This window comes from Streptomyces sp. NPDC024698 (assembly GCF_055559015.1).
The window spans coordinates 82,353-95,636 of record NZ_JBVHLK010000012.1 but is presented as its reverse complement, the minus strand read 5'-3'; the positions used below and the strand labels follow the sequence as shown (position 1 = coordinate 95,636).

Below are 13,284 nucleotides of genomic sequence, written 5' to 3'. Positions count from 1 at the left end.
GACTGCTTCAAAGGGGGATGTCGGATGATCGTAAAGGTGAATTCAAATTACTCAACCACGCTTTGCGCCATTGGAATGAGAAATCGCCTCCCGCCTTTATTTGCCGCTGATGGGTGATCGTGTCTGCGTAATATGCCGCAGGCACCAAGGCTTTCCGGGTGATCCGTAGCGCCCGGGACGCTCCGGCCCCCCCACAGAGAATGGCTCTCCATGAAGCTGAAAATCCCTCATGCGGCACCCGGTCGCACTGTGTCCGGCTTGCTGGCCCCGGCCCTCGCCGCAACGGTTGCCGCCGCGATGGTCGTCCTGACGCCGACTCAGGCAAGTGCCATCACAACGCCCGTTCCTCTCGGGGCCGCCACCAGCTTCGCGGAGCTGGGCGGCGCGGCGGTCACCAACACCGGTGCCTCGCTGATCAGCGGAGACGTCGGGGTGTCACCCGGAACCTCGGTCACCGGGTTCTGCACACCTCCGCCGCCCGCAACTCCCGCGCCTCCGCCGTGCGCCAACGTGATCAACGGCACCATCCACATCACGGACGGCCCGGCCAACGCCGCCCACGCCGCACTGCAGAACGCGTACACCGTCGCCGCGGCCCGGACCCCCGTCGATGCCACCCTCGGCTCGGAACTCAGTGGAGCGGGCGGCCCGACGGGGCTGGCTCCCGGCTTGTACGGCTTCGTCGACGGCGTGGTCACGAACTCGGGCACGCTCACTCTGAACGGCGGCCCCGACTCCGTCTGGGTGTTCCAGGTCCCCTCCGGACTGACGCTGGCCCCCAACAGCCGCATGCAGTTCACGGGCGGCGCCACGGCGTGCAATGTCTTCTGGCAGATCGGGAGCTCCGCCACCTTCCAGGCCAACTCCTTCTCCGTGGGCACCTTCATGGCCCACACCTCGATCACCATGACGAACGGGGCGGCGGTCGAGGGACGGGTGCTGGCCGGTGCTGTGGCCGAGTCCGGGATCGTGACGATGGACACCAACACCATCACGCGGCCTTCGTGCGGGACCAGCACGACCGGCGGGACGACGACCGGCACCACCACCGGTACGACCGCTGGAACGACCACTAGTGGCGGGCTGCTCGGCGGCGGCCTGGTCAGCGGTGGACTGGTCACCGGTGGCGTCCTGGGTGGGCCCATCCTCAGCGTCACGAGCGGTGGCACCTCGGGCAACACCGTCGGCAACACGGCCGGTAACACCGTCGGCAACACAGCCGGTAACACCGAGGGAAACACGACGGGGAATGTCACCGCCGGTAACACCGAGGGCAACACGGCCGGGAACACGGGCGGGGGCAACGGCAACGGCAGACCGCACCACCACGGAAAGCCCGAGGGACCGCACCACCACGGAAAGCCCGAGGGGCCGCACCACCACGGAAAGCCCGAGGGGCCGCACCACCACGGAAAGCCCGAGGGGCCGGACCACCACGGAAAGCCCGAAGGGCCGGACCACGGGCATGACGTCACGCCCGGTAAGCCCGACCACGGCAAGCAGCACGACGAGAACTACGGCTATGCCGACGTGCCCTACGGACACGAGGCCGATGATCACTCCAAGGGCTACGAGGGCTAGGCAGCCCACCGTGGCACGCCCCCTGGTCGGATGAAGGCGCGCGGCGGAATCCTCATCGGACCCGCCGTGCGCCACCGGTGACGTTCCGTAGAAAGAGTCAGGCGCGAGTAGCTGATATGAGAAAGACAGGGTGGGAAGTGGCGGGCGGAATTGGATCAGCGGACGTCCAGGAAATCCAACACTCCGATTTCGTTCCCGCCGCGCAGGAATTCCCCGCCGACGTGCGTACGCCGGCCGGTCGGTCAGGGTTTTCCCGGGTGCTGAAAGCAGGACTGTCCACCACGGTGGCCCTGTGCGTAGCGACGACTCTCTTCCATGTCGCTCTGGTCTTCCTTCATGTGGCGCCCGCCAACACCGTCTCCAAGCGGTACAGTCCGCTGATCAATTCATGGGTCTATCCCTTCTTCGAGCAGAATTGGCGGCTTTTCGCCCCGGACCCCGACTCCGTCAACCGGCAGATCCTGGCGAGAACCGCACACACCCGTGCCGGCGGATCGGTTCAGGTGAGCGGCTGGTTCGACCTGACCGCCGTGGATCATGCCGCCGTCGAGCACGACCCGTTCCCGAGCCACACGGCGCAGAACATGTTGCGCCGCGCCTGGACGTCCTACGTCGATACCCACGGAGGGGACGACAAGGCGCACACGGAACGTGCCCTGATGATGCAGAAGTATCTGAGCAACATCGCCGCACAACGCGTTGCGGCCCACAGCGATGGCACATTCGATTTCATTCAGCTTCGCGTCGTCACGCTGCCCATCGCCGCCCCCGGGCCCACTGCGGACAACCGCCCCCCGACGCCCACCGAAAACCGGCTTCTGCCCTGGTGGAAGGCAACCCCCCATGGGAAATGAACGCACTTCCCCGATCGCTGCCGCGGCGCCGGCGCCCCAACGGCCAACGGAGCAGCCCAGTGCGACCCCCTCCCCTCTTCGGTGGCTCGTCGGCCGGATCACTGCCGTGGACGAGCTCCTGACCGGGCGTCCGATTTCGCTGTACGCCGCTTCCGTGCTGCGTATCGGCTACGGCCTGCTCTATCTGGTCTTCCTGCTGCGCGAGTTCCCGCACCGTGACGAGATCTGGGGTCCTGGCTCCCCCTGGACTTCCGCGCTGGCGCGACAGCTGTTCGACCAGACAGGGTGGAACAGCATCCTGACCCTGTCCGACAGTCGTACCTACTTCGAGCTCTGCTACGCGCTGGCCGTCGTTACGTCCGCGTTGTTCCTGCTGGGATGGCGCACCCGCGTCCTGTCGCTTCTCTTCGCCGTCGTGGTGATCTCGTTCCACGCCCGGACGATCTTCATGACGGACGGGGGTGACAACCTGGTCCTGCTGATGGCCATCTATCTCGTCCCCACCGCGTGCGGCCGGCGCTGGTCCCTGGACGCACGCAGGATCCGGCTGAGGACAGCTCGTTCGGACGCGCCGCCACGGCGGGTGGGAAGCCACGCCGCACAGCAACTCCGCGATGCCCGCGCCGTCTTGGTCACGGTGGTCCACAACTGCGGCATGTTCCTCATCGCGGCCCAGGTCTGTTTCCTCTATGGATCGGCCGGCCTGTTCAAGGTCCAGGGCGCTTCCTGGGGCGCCGGCACCGCTCTCCACTACGTGCTGAACCTCCAGCTCTTCCAGCCGTGGCCCGCACTCTCCCATTTTGTGGACCACTATCCGATGCTGATCGCGATCGCCGGATATATGACGGTGCTCTTGCAGGTGGCCTTTCCGTTCGTGCTCTTCGGCAGGCTCAAATACCCCGTCCTCGTCATGCTGCTGGGCATGCACGCCGGTATCGCCGTGCTCATGGGGCTGCCACTCTTCTCCGGCGCGATGATCATTGCGGACGCCGTGTTCCTACCCGACCGCTTCTACACCTTCCTGCCTCGCCTCGGACGGCGCGCGGCGCTGCGGGCAGGCCTGCGGAAGCCGATGCCCTCCACGGCGACAGAATCCGGATCGGTTCCGGTCCAAGGCGGGCCCGGTTCGCTCGGCCCAGAGCGTCCTGCCGCCTCGGCCAGATGGAAGGACTCCCCGCTCACCGCTGAACTCGCGTCCGACAAGAAGAGCTGAGGTCCGGGTTCGTGAGGGTTCGGTGGTCTGTGGGGGTGTCCTCCAAGATCAGTGAGGAGCCTTTGCGGCCGCGAGAGGGCCGGAGGGCGTGCGGGCCTCTCGTTCTCCCGGGGGCGGGAGTCGCCGGGGCAGGGCGGTGACCCTGGCGGGGACGTCCGAGGCGGCTGATGCCGTGACGCCCGAGGAGCCGTTCGGCGTGGTCGCGCGGATGCTCAAGGAACATCTCGCGGCCGCGTCGGTGTCGTTCCTCTTCACCGTCTTCACCGTCTTCACCGTCTTATCCGGCAACTCCGTCGTACGGCTGGGGGCGGCGGGCAACGTCGATACAGATGACTGACAAGGCGCCGGCCATTCCCAGCTTGACGCCGCACCGGCACCGACCTCACCGACGCCTCACGACCGTCAGGGACGGGGCGGACCGCTCCCGGCGACGACTATCGGCGGGCGGGGGAGAACGCGCCGGCGCGGTCTGCGTGCTGCGCATCGAGCCCGTGGAGCCGCGCCGCCTCCTCGATCAGCCGGCTCGCGCTCGATGTGCCGAGGTGGTCGCTCGCGGTGGCCATCAGCCAGGCGGCTGGGACGGGGTCCGTCCGTGGCGGGATCACCAGGAGGTTCCAGCGGCCCATGTGGTAGGAGAGCAGCAGTAGTTCATGTGGGTCCTGCTCGGCCAGGAACCAGCCCACGTTCACGACATGCCCGGCCACGGGCACCTTGCGCGGGACGACCGGCCAGTGTGTGGGATTCACCGTCACCCGGGTGATCCGCCCCCACAGCGGCTCCAGTACGGCTGTCAGGGCGGGGAGTTCCGCCCCGAGATCGCGGGAGCGGGGCCACCACGCGCCGTCCAGCAGGGCCGGAGCGGGACCGGTGGGAGCGAGCGCGAGACGGAGAGAGGACGAGGGGGACCGGTTTTCGACTTCGAGCGTCGGCGACGGGAAAACGGCCGCAGTCATGACGCGAACCCTGCCCCGGGCCGGTTGTTGACCGGCCCGGCATATTGAATCGCCGAAAACGACACGAGCGCGTGGAAGCCGGTGCGCGAGAAACCCTCGGTGATTTCACCGTACTCCTCGGACCAGCCGAACGGACTGTACGCTCAACCCGTCCCGTGCCGAGGTGCCTTGTCCACCGCGTGCGTCGCAGGGCGGCGAATCGGGTGGGCCGCGCAAGTGACCACGCCCGAGCCGCTGACGGAGGAACGGATCTCCGAACCGGCCCGTCCGCCGGTCGGTGTCAGACGGGGCGTGGTCTGTCCGCCGGCGCCGTCATGATCGATTCCGCCACCGGTTGCGTTGACTTCGGAGGGACCACTGCCAGATCCCAGCGGCCCCTGCCAGATGTGAGCGGGACGGCCGTAGGCATATGTCCACCACATCGAACCGGGTACCGACAGGGCCGCCGGCTCGGCGACCAGCACCTGGATGCGGGCCGACCGGCGTCGCGCCTCACCCTGGCCATCGCGTCCAGGCATCGTGCGCAAATCCCCCCGGTAGCGGGGAGTTCGGTCTGCCGACGGGAAGGATCAGCACCCGGAGCCGCGTGGCGCCGGTCGGCTTCCAGAACGCTCCCACGTCCAGCCATCCCCAGGAACGGAGCGTGTTGAGGGTGGGGTGATCGGCCCGGTCCACCAGGGTGGCGCCGATTGACGCCCGGTGGTCGGCCAGCAGCCGCTCCTGCAATCGGAGAGCCACGTGCGCGTCCTGCGGGTGCGGGGGGACCAGGATGTCGGTGATCGCCAGGATGCCGCCGGTCGCGGCGAGTTGTTCGACGACGCGCGGTAGGGCCCGGTCGAACCCGATCCACTCGAGGGCGTCGCTGCGCAGCGGGAATCCGAAAGCACATCCCACCAGTCCGTCCGTCTCCGCGATCACCATCGCGAAGCCCGGCTGCCGGATGTCGGCTGTGAGACGGTTCAGGAACTGCCGGCGGCTGGGACGGCAGTACGCATCAGGACGCGACGATGACTCGTGGGAGTCCACGTACAGATCCGTCAGTTTCCCGCTCAGGTCCTGTGCCAGCCCGCGGTTCACACGGCGTATCCGGACCGCTTCCACAGTGGACGATTCGTCATCACGGGGCTTTCGTGGCTGCCCCCGTCCCGCCCAGGCCGTCACGGCGCATCACCCGAGAGCACGGAGGCAAAAGGAACGGCCCGGTGCCTCGGGCTCTGGGCGGTCGGGGCCGGGACATCCCCGAGCGGAGGTGACAGATTCCCGAACGGATCGTCGAGGAGCAGGAACCCGGAGCCGGTGAGGTCGAGGATCAGACGCAGTGTCGCCGGCGGGTGGTGCAGTCGCAGGGTCCCGCCGGCCTCGGTCGTCCGCTGCGCGGCGTGGAGGAAGACGTTGAGGCCGGTGCAGTCGCAGAAGGTGACGGGGGTGAGGTCGATGTCGATGGCGCGGATGCCGTCGCTCAGACACCGGGCCAGCGCCGTGCTTATCAGCGGGGCCGATTCCAGGTCGATCTCACCGGCAAGGGTGATCGGTACCCGCTTTCCTCGGTCATGGCGGTAGAGGGCGAGCTGCGGCCGGGGCATGATGCCTCGATTCGGCGGACCATCCGGCAGCGGACGCGGTGGCGCCGGAGAATCCGGCCCCTTGGCGCGCTGCCGGCAGGGCGTACGTTCGGCGGAGGCGGAGCAACAGTCGGTCCGACAGCACACCGGACCCGCCCAGTTCCTCCAGGGATGCGCCGGGTCACAGACGAAGAGTCCGTTCCCCGCAGCCATCTGTGTCGAGCAACGACAAGCCGCCAGGGTCTGGGACGCCCGTACAGCAGCATAGTCCTCGACCCGGTCCGGCGGACTGCCGGAAGCCCGTCCGTTCCTCGTACCCGGGCCGGGGCCGCGAGGCGCGGGAACACCATCGCTCCGGGGGCCCGCCCAGCCCCGGCCGGGAAGGCAGGCGCGTGAACAAGGGCGGAATCCCAGACAGAACGAGCCCGAGAGCCGTGGTGAGGACGAGCTTCTGCGCGAAGAGGACCCGCACGACGAGGGGCTCTGACCAGGGCACGGCATGCCTGGAGCCCGGCCGGAATGCAGGACCTCCTGCCGGCCTGCTCTGCCGCGTACCACCCGGCGTCGGACGAGACGGGGCGGCTCGCCACGACGGCGCCGTGCTCTCGGCTCGGCCGCTGGGGACTCGGGGTCAGCCTTCCGCAACGGCGGTGGCGTCCCCGGGTTCGGGTGTGGTGGCGACGAGGAGCTGAGCACCCGTCAGCACCCGTTCGGGCGATGTCCGCGGAGCGGTGGTCCTTTCACGGCACTCCCGTCGACCACACCACCGCCCGCCGGAAAATACCTGGTCAGAAGGGCCCAACCAAGGCGAACAGGCGTACAGTGAAAGCACCGGGAGTACTTCGCACACCGGCTTTCACGTGGGTGTCATTTCCGGCGATCGCCTAAAAACCGGGCTGCCGACGGGCAGTCCGGGGGCAGGTCCCCTCCATGACCACCACCCTCGACCGGACCACCCCCCGCGACCTCGCCGCAGAAGCCCCGGCTCGCCTGTCCCTCACCCCTAAGACCGCGCTCGCCGGTCAGCTGGACGGGGCCTGGTGGCCCCGCTCCCGCGACCTCGAGGCAGAGCTCCCACCGCTCGCCGCTGCCCTGCAAGAACCCTGGGGCCGCGTCACCCACGTCACCGTGAACCCCACCCGCTGGCCCGTCGTACCGCGCACGGTCGCCCTGGACGGACGCACGCTGCACGTGGGCTGGTTCACCGAGCAGGACCCCGACAAGCTGATCCTGCTCTCCTACACCGTCGGCCGTTGGGACCTCCTCGTCATCCCGCCCGAGACCGCACCCGCGGCCGCGGCCCGCCTGATGGCCGCTGCGGCGATCCCCGGCAGCGTCCTCACCGCTGACGTTCTGATGGCCGACGAAACCGACATCGGGCGCGGCATCCGCGACGCGCGCCGCCGGGAAGCCACCTGGGAGGGTGAGGGCGGAGCCTGCATGTCTCCCTTCGGGGAGCCGCTGGGACGCAGTGCCTTTCCTCGGCCCGGAATCGGTTGGAGGTGAGTTCCGTGGAGACCCTCGTCGTTGCCGCGGTGATCATCCTCATGATCGGCGTCGGAATGCGCTGGATCCACCTGCTCAACGCTCAGCACGACGCCCGGATCAAGGCCTACCGCTTCAGCGACCCCCTGCCGAGGCCCCCCGGCCTGCCCGACGACTCCGGTCGTCGAGCCCACCACACGGATGCCGACCGCTGAGGAACAGACCTTCCTCCGACCGGGGGCGACAGGCCGGGGCGCCGCGGCGCCGCGGCCTGTCGGCCTCGCACCCACCCCGAAAGGCCCCACGCTCACGTGAACTACAACGAGCCCCAGACACTGCCGTCGTCCGGACACGCCGAGGTCCGGATCATCGCGCAGACGCCCGACGCCGCCCGAGCGGTCGCAGAGGTGCTACGCCACTGCTTCGCAGGCACGGAACAGCGCAGCTATCCCGGCCTGGACGGTGGCACCCGCCTCCACCTCACCGTGGACACGGCAACACCAGCAGGCCCCGCCCGCTCCTGGCTGGCCGCCAGCCGACCCCCTGTCGGCGCAGGCACCCACTCCGACGAGATCTGAGAGACCCAACGGGTCCCGGAGCCCCATCCCGCACACGAAGGGGCGCGGTGCTCCGGGTCTTGTACGAAGCCGTAGAAGGCAACCGCCCCCTCGGCATCACCGGAACACAGCTGCGGCGCGACCGCCACGTACCGGAACAGGACCACGCCGCCTGCGCCTACCTGGCGGGCGAAGGGCTGGTCACCGTCGACTGGGAACCCGGCAACACTCCCGCCCTGGTCACATTCACCCATGAGGGAATCCGGCGCATGGAGGCCGAGGAGGAAGGGACGGCCACCGGCCCGGCCTGATCCGGCACACCTAGATGCGGGCGAACTCCTCTGTCTGGTGGGCGAACTCTTGGGCCATGGCCGCGCTGACCGTGGGTCTGGTCTCGCCGATGGTGCCCAGGTAGTCCTCGGTGGTGGGGCGGGCCCTGGCTCCGGTGTCGAAGGTGCGCTCGAACTGGACCTGGGAGACGGTGCGCGCCACATGCGCGATGTCGGCAGGGGTGAAACCCTCGCTGGCGGACGCCAGCGCCGTGCTGTCGGCCTCCGCGCCCGATCGGGTCAGGTAGCTCTCCCACAGCGCCGTCCTCGCGCGGTCGTCGGGCGGGCCGATCGGCAGCACGTAGTCGAAACGGCCGTGCCGCAGGAACGCGGGGTCGAGGGTGGTCACGTCGTTCGTGGCGCAGACGAGCAGCCGCCCGTCCTGGCTGCGGAACCGGACGATCGCCTTGAGCAGTTCGTTGACGACGCCGACCGCGGTTGCGTCCGCGCCGCTCCGGGTCCCGGCGATCTCCTCGACCTCGTCGATGAAGACTAGGACGTGATCGAGGCGGGCGATCTCGTCGAAGCGCCGGTTCAGCCCGCTCGCCAGCCCGTACTCGGCGGCCAGCCGGGCAGGGAACAGTTCGAGGAACGGCCATCCCAGACGGCTGGCGATCGCGCGTGCGAACGTGCTCTTCCCCGTCCCGGGCGGCCCGAACAACATCACCGCCCGCGGCAGCTCCACTCCGTGCCGGGCGGCCATTTCGGGATGGGCCAGCGGCAGAACCAGGCGCCGCTCGATGAGCTCCTTCTCCCGCTGCATGCCCGCGACCCTCTGCCACAGTCCTCCGGGCGGCAGCTCCGCTCCCAGCGACGCGAGCATGCTGACCGCCTGCGGGGTCACCCGCCCGCGCTTCTCGAAGAAGACCAGGCCCGGACGGGCGCCGAAGCCACAGTTGCGCAGGGCGGTGGCACCGGTCTCGTTGTCGGGCAGGGCCGTGTGCGCCGTTCGGACGCCGCCGGCGAACAGCCGGTGCTCCAGAGCCGTGATCAGGTCGCTGCCCAGCCCCTGGTGCCGCCAGGCTGGTGCCATGCAGATGCGCAGGATCCACGCCCGCTCACCCTCCACCCTGCTCACGGCGGCGCCGACCACCACCTCCTCAGCCGTTGCCACCACCGCCGGATGGAGGGCCTGGAGGGCCGCCACAACGTCCGAGAGCGGAAAGAGCGGTGACTCTTCCGTCGTGCCGCTCTCCGCGTCGACCCGGATCACCGCTTCGAGATCGTCCGGGGTGTAGTCCCTGACACGCCAACCCGTCATGGTCAGCTCCGTGTGCTCGGCCGTACTCCCATCATCGGCCGATGTGAGCCGGGGCGCGCACGGAAGCCGTGTGGCGTGCCCGGTCGCCGGGTCTGCATCCTGGAGACCACGCCGCCCGTACAGCCAGGACGCCGGCCCGCCGCCCGGTTGGAGGCAACAGGATGACTGTCGAAGGGCGCGGGACCCGGACCGCTCGGAGAGTTTCGGGGAGGAGCTGCTCGGACTGATCCTGGACCGGGCGCACGAGCTGCCACCCCACCTGCTCGGCCCGCTCGTCGCCGGGACAGCGGCCCGGATGGGTGGCCGCGTACCGCAGTTCTTGCGCCAGGACCACGGACAGCAGCAGCTAGTCCCCCTGCCCGCTGCCGGAGGCGCCGCCGGTGATCCGCAGCCCGTCGACCGATCCGAAGCCGGCCATCAGCGTCACGTAATTCGGCTCTGGCGAAGATCTTGTGACGAACGGGGTGCTCTCAAAAAAGGGGTGGACGCCCCCGGGATACTGGTTGTCATGGCCGTCACCCAGCAGCTTGCCCGAGTCTCTGCGGAGTATCTTGCCGCCTGCCGGACACGCGCCGACGAGTCCTTCGATGGTGATCACCAGTGGGACCCGCCGACGGCTGACTGCCTTGACCTCGACTGGGTCCCAGCCATGCTGGAACGTGCGTGCGAGATCGCCGGAGTCGGCGAATTGCACCTCGCCGCGCTCAGGCAGGCCACCGACGGCGGTCTGGCGATGGATGTCGGTTTCCTCAATGCTCATCCTCATGCCATCGGGCCCTTCGGGCCTGCACCGGCCGCCCTTGAACCGTTGGCAGTCAGGCGAGTCTCCGGTCTGGTCGGGGAGATCGACCTCCAGGCCGTTCTGGCTGTGCTGCCACTGGACATCCGTGAGGCAGGAGCGCTGATCGGCCACGGAGCCGAAGGCCTCGTCGACGGGCCCAGAACGTATCTGATGGACCATTTCGATGCTCTTCGCGAGTTCTATGCAGGAGCCCGGAAGCAGGGCCTTGCTGTCGTCTCATGGTGGGACTGACTTCCCGAGGTGGGCTGTTGGCCGATGGTCTGTCTGACGGGCACGGGCAGGATCAGTCCGCGACGAGTATGCGTCGGCGGAGCAGGTCGAGGTTGGCGCGACCGTAGCCCTTCCGCTTGATCAGCTTGACTCTTGTCACCTGGCCTTCGACCTGCCCGGAACTCCAGTCAGTGGACAGGCCAGCGACGACGGCGTCCTGGTCCCGGCGGAGCCCTACGACCAGAGAGTGCGGCGCGGGCAGGTCGTCGGCGTGGACGCGGTCCATCCAGGCGGGCAGCAGGTCGCCCCGCAGATCACGCATCATGTCGGCGAAGTCGCGGACGTGCTGCACGAGGGCGTCGCACTGGATGTCGCCGCTGAAGCCCTGCTCGTGTAGTTCGCGGTGGAGCTGGGGAATGTCGTGGCAGCCCTCGTTCCACCGTCGGTGCATGTAGGGCTTGTAGGCGTCCAGAATCGAGTTCCGGTTGACCGCCTTGACCAGGAGTTCGTTGAGGCTCTGGGCGCGGGCGAAGCGCCGTACGGTCGAGTGGTCCAACCGCAGCTCGCGGCGGATCGCGGCCAGCGACATCCCCGCGGACAGCCTCTGCTGGATCGCCTTGTACCGCTCGGTCGTGCGGGCGACCAGCCGCCGTGGTTTTCCCGTGACGTCGAACGTGCCATCGGGCGGGATGAACGGCACGACCTCCACCGGTGACGCAGCGGTGACTCGGGTCTCCTCAGATGCTTCCTCGGTGACCGGGGGCAAGGCGAACGCAGCCCGGATGCAGGCATGGTGGGCGCCAACCGTCTTCTCCACGGCCTCGGCAAGGTTGCGCCAGAGATGCCCTCCGTCCGCGATCTGCTGTGCCTGCGGGGCTCCGGAACGAGCACCCTCGGCGTAGGCGCCGGCCCGGTCACGGCAGATGATCTCCACCTCGGGGTGGCCGCGCAGCCATGCGGCCAGCGGCTCGGCGTCCCGGTCGACAAGTACGTCGAGCGGCCAGCGGGCCTCCAGGTCGACCAGGAGGGTGGCGTAGGTATCGCCCTTGCGCCGAGCGAAGTCGTCGACGCCCAGGACACGGACCGCCGAGGCAGGCGGGTCCCGCAAGGCCCGCAGGAGATTCAAGAGCGTGTCCTTGGCGACCCGGATCTCTAACGCGGCAGCCAGACGAGCGCCGGGGCGGCCCGCCAGGCACAGCGCGATCGACACGAGCAGGCTTCGTAACAGCGGCGTGTAGCGGGCATGCGGGCTGGTCAGCCTGGGGTCCTGCTCGGCGAACGTCACCGCCGGACAATGGGTGTTGAGGCATTTGAACCGGCGCACCGCCAGTTCGATCACGACGGACGCACCGCCCGACGGAGCATCGGTCAGCCGACGGATGTAGCGACCGTGCACTCGCCACGATGGCATCCCGCACCCCGGGCATCTCGCCGGGAGCGACTGGCAGGCCGCATGTAACGTGACCGTCCCTGCTGTCCGCTTGACTGCCTCCACCACCACATCAGCTAAATGCGGTAGCAACCGCCCCAAACCCCCTGAACCGCACACTCGGTAGATGCCCAGTTCAGCCGGACAGCATCACAAGATCGTCGCCAGAGCCCGTAATTCCCCATCCCTGCGATCACGGCTCCCCATGGGGACGGCGAATCCGTCGGTGTGCACTCGGGAGGCCATGACCCGCCTCTACGATGATCCGATGCGCCAGCCCGCCGCAGAGCCGTACTGGAACACCAACGTTGCCCGGCACCCGGGCATCCTCCGGACTGTTCCCGAGAGGTGCGGCGATGCCCTGGACGTCGGCTGCGGGGACGGGCTGCTGGCCCGGAAGCTCGTAGGGCGGGCCGAACACGTCACCGGGATCGACACGTCGCCGGACATGATCGCCTGCGCACGCGAGTCCGCTGCCGGCCACCCGCAACTCACCTTCGTCGAGGGAGACTTCCTCACCGCAGGACTTCCCCGTGCGGAGTACGACTTCGTCTGCTCGGTGACCACGATCCATCACATGGACTTCGAGGCGGCCCTCGTCCGCATGCGTGAACTGCTGCGGCCTGGCGGCAGGCTGGTGGTGGTCGGTCTGGCCCGCGAGGCGAGCGTGACGGAGTGGGCGGCGTTGATCGCGGCTGCCCCGATCGTGCGGATCGCGAAGGTGCTGCGTCGCGCGCGTGGCCCACAGGGCATGCCGGTCGCCGATCCGCAGATGAGTTATGGGCAGGTGCGGGCTGCTGCCCGGCGGTTGTTGCCCGGCGTGCGCTATCGCCGGCATGTGTTGCGCCGGTACTCGCTGACCTGGGAGAAGCCCGCCCGCTGATCCGGCGTCGATGGAGGTTCTCGCCATCTGGGGCTGTTTGAGCTTCATGTGATTCTCTATGACGGTTGCTCCTTATCGACCATGGGCAGCGCGGCGTCCGGGATCGAGGGACCTGGTCGTCGTGGAGCTGTCCGTGTTCCTCGCCCCATGGTTCGGCAGGCCGCG

The 13,284-nt window shown here is 68.7% G+C and carries 15 protein-coding genes and 1 pseudogene; 10 read left to right on the top strand and 6 right to left on the bottom strand.

What is annotated here, in order from left to right; all coding sequences use genetic code 11:
- The first annotated feature begins 249 nt into the window (after positions 1–249).
- The 4 genes from ACZ4AA_RS25010 to ACZ4AA_RS24995 all read left to right on the top strand — a co-directional run bounded on the left by ACZ4AA_RS25010 (position 250) and on the right by ACZ4AA_RS24995 (position 3,985).
- On the top strand, positions 250–1,581 hold the full coding sequence (locus ACZ4AA_RS25010) for an ice-binding family protein (protein ID WP_467606902.1): 1,332 nt from the start codon (positions 250–252) through the stop codon (positions 1,579–1,581).
- Between the two features lie 116 nt (positions 1,582–1,697).
- Positions 1,698–2,435 (top strand): DUF5819 family protein, encoded by a 738-nt coding sequence (locus ACZ4AA_RS25005; protein ID WP_467606899.1) that lies wholly within the window; start codon positions 1,698–1,700, stop codon positions 2,433–2,435.
- Positions 2,425–3,648, top strand: a complete 1,224-nt coding sequence (locus ACZ4AA_RS25000) for an HTTM domain-containing protein (protein WP_467606897.1) — start codon at positions 2,425–2,427, stop codon at positions 3,646–3,648. The genes ACZ4AA_RS25005 and ACZ4AA_RS25000 overlap by 11 nt, the downstream gene beginning before the upstream one ends.
- Before the next feature lie 172 nt (positions 3,649–3,820).
- Positions 3,821–3,985 carry a hypothetical protein gene (locus ACZ4AA_RS24995; RefSeq protein WP_467606893.1) on the top strand — a complete coding sequence of 55 codons (165 nt, stop codon included), beginning with the start codon at positions 3,821–3,823 and terminating at the stop codon, positions 3,983–3,985.
- Between the two features lie 97 nt (positions 3,986–4,082).
- Here the strand turns inward: ACZ4AA_RS24995 and ACZ4AA_RS24990 are convergent, their stop codons facing one another.
- The 3 genes from ACZ4AA_RS24990 to ACZ4AA_RS24980 all read right to left on the bottom strand — a co-directional run bounded on the left by ACZ4AA_RS24990 (position 4,083) and on the right by ACZ4AA_RS24980 (position 6,184).
- Complete coding sequence (locus ACZ4AA_RS24990) at positions 4,083–4,601, bottom strand: DUF5994 family protein (RefSeq protein ID WP_467606891.1); 519 nt, start codon at positions 4,599–4,601, stop codon at positions 4,083–4,085.
- 492 nt (positions 4,602–5,093) lie between these two features.
- On the bottom strand, positions 5,094–5,678 hold the full coding sequence (locus ACZ4AA_RS24985; RefSeq protein WP_467606886.1) for a hypothetical protein: 585 nt from the start codon (positions 5,676–5,678) through the stop codon (positions 5,094–5,096).
- Positions 5,679–5,758: 80 nt separating this feature from the next.
- A complete protein-coding gene (locus ACZ4AA_RS24980) occupies positions 5,759–6,184 on the bottom strand; it encodes an STAS domain-containing protein (protein ID WP_467606881.1) in 426 nt (141 codons plus the stop codon).
- Positions 6,185–7,093: 909 nt separating this feature from the next.
- Between ACZ4AA_RS24980 and ACZ4AA_RS24975 the strand changes: the two genes are divergently transcribed.
- The 4 genes from ACZ4AA_RS24975 to ACZ4AA_RS24960 all read left to right on the top strand — a co-directional run bounded on the left by ACZ4AA_RS24975 (position 7,094) and on the right by ACZ4AA_RS24960 (position 8,516).
- Entirely contained in the window at positions 7,094–7,669 is a 576-nt protein-coding gene (locus ACZ4AA_RS24975; RefSeq protein ID WP_467606875.1) for a DUF5994 family protein, read from the top strand.
- Between the two features lie 5 nt (positions 7,670–7,674).
- Positions 7,675–7,863: a hypothetical protein gene (locus ACZ4AA_RS24970; RefSeq protein WP_467606870.1), complete on the top strand. Its 189-nt coding sequence runs from the start codon at positions 7,675–7,677 to the stop codon at positions 7,861–7,863.
- A gap of 96 nt (positions 7,864–7,959) precedes the next feature.
- Positions 7,960–8,226, top strand: a complete 267-nt coding sequence (locus ACZ4AA_RS24965; protein ID WP_467606865.1) for a hypothetical protein — start codon at positions 7,960–7,962, stop codon at positions 8,224–8,226.
- A 59-nt stretch (positions 8,227–8,285) separates the two neighbouring features.
- Positions 8,286–8,516, top strand: a complete 231-nt coding sequence (locus ACZ4AA_RS24960; RefSeq protein WP_467606859.1) for a hypothetical protein — start codon at positions 8,286–8,288, stop codon at positions 8,514–8,516.
- Positions 8,517–8,526: 10 nt separating this feature from the next.
- Here the strand turns inward: ACZ4AA_RS24960 and ACZ4AA_RS24955 are convergent, their stop codons facing one another.
- Positions 8,527–9,795 (bottom strand): ATP-binding protein, encoded by a 1,269-nt coding sequence (locus tag ACZ4AA_RS24955; protein WP_467606856.1) that lies wholly within the window; start codon positions 9,793–9,795, stop codon positions 8,527–8,529.
- A gap of 508 nt (positions 9,796–10,303) precedes the next feature.
- Here ACZ4AA_RS24955 and ACZ4AA_RS24950 point away from each other — a divergent pair.
- Positions 10,304–10,828, top strand: a complete 525-nt coding sequence (locus tag ACZ4AA_RS24950) for a DUF1877 domain-containing protein (RefSeq protein ID WP_467606850.1) — start codon at positions 10,304–10,306, stop codon at positions 10,826–10,828.
- A gap of 52 nt (positions 10,829–10,880) precedes the next feature.
- On the opposite strand, the gene ACZ4AA_RS24945 is transcribed toward ACZ4AA_RS24950, so the two are convergent.
- Positions 10,881–11,129 (bottom strand): transposase, encoded by a 249-nt coding sequence (locus ACZ4AA_RS24945; protein WP_467607273.1) that lies wholly within the window; start codon positions 11,127–11,129, stop codon positions 10,881–10,883.
- A gap of 477 nt (positions 11,130–11,606) precedes the next feature.
- Positions 11,607–12,302, bottom strand: a pseudogene (locus tag ACZ4AA_RS24940) (ISL3 family transposase); the annotation flags it as partial.
- Positions 12,303–12,480: 178 nt separating this feature from the next.
- Between ACZ4AA_RS24940 and ACZ4AA_RS24935 the strand changes: the two are divergent.
- Positions 12,481–13,119, top strand: a complete 639-nt coding sequence (locus ACZ4AA_RS24935) for a class I SAM-dependent methyltransferase (protein ID WP_467606843.1) — start codon at positions 12,481–12,483, stop codon at positions 13,117–13,119.
- Positions 13,120–13,284: the final 165 nt, after the last annotated feature.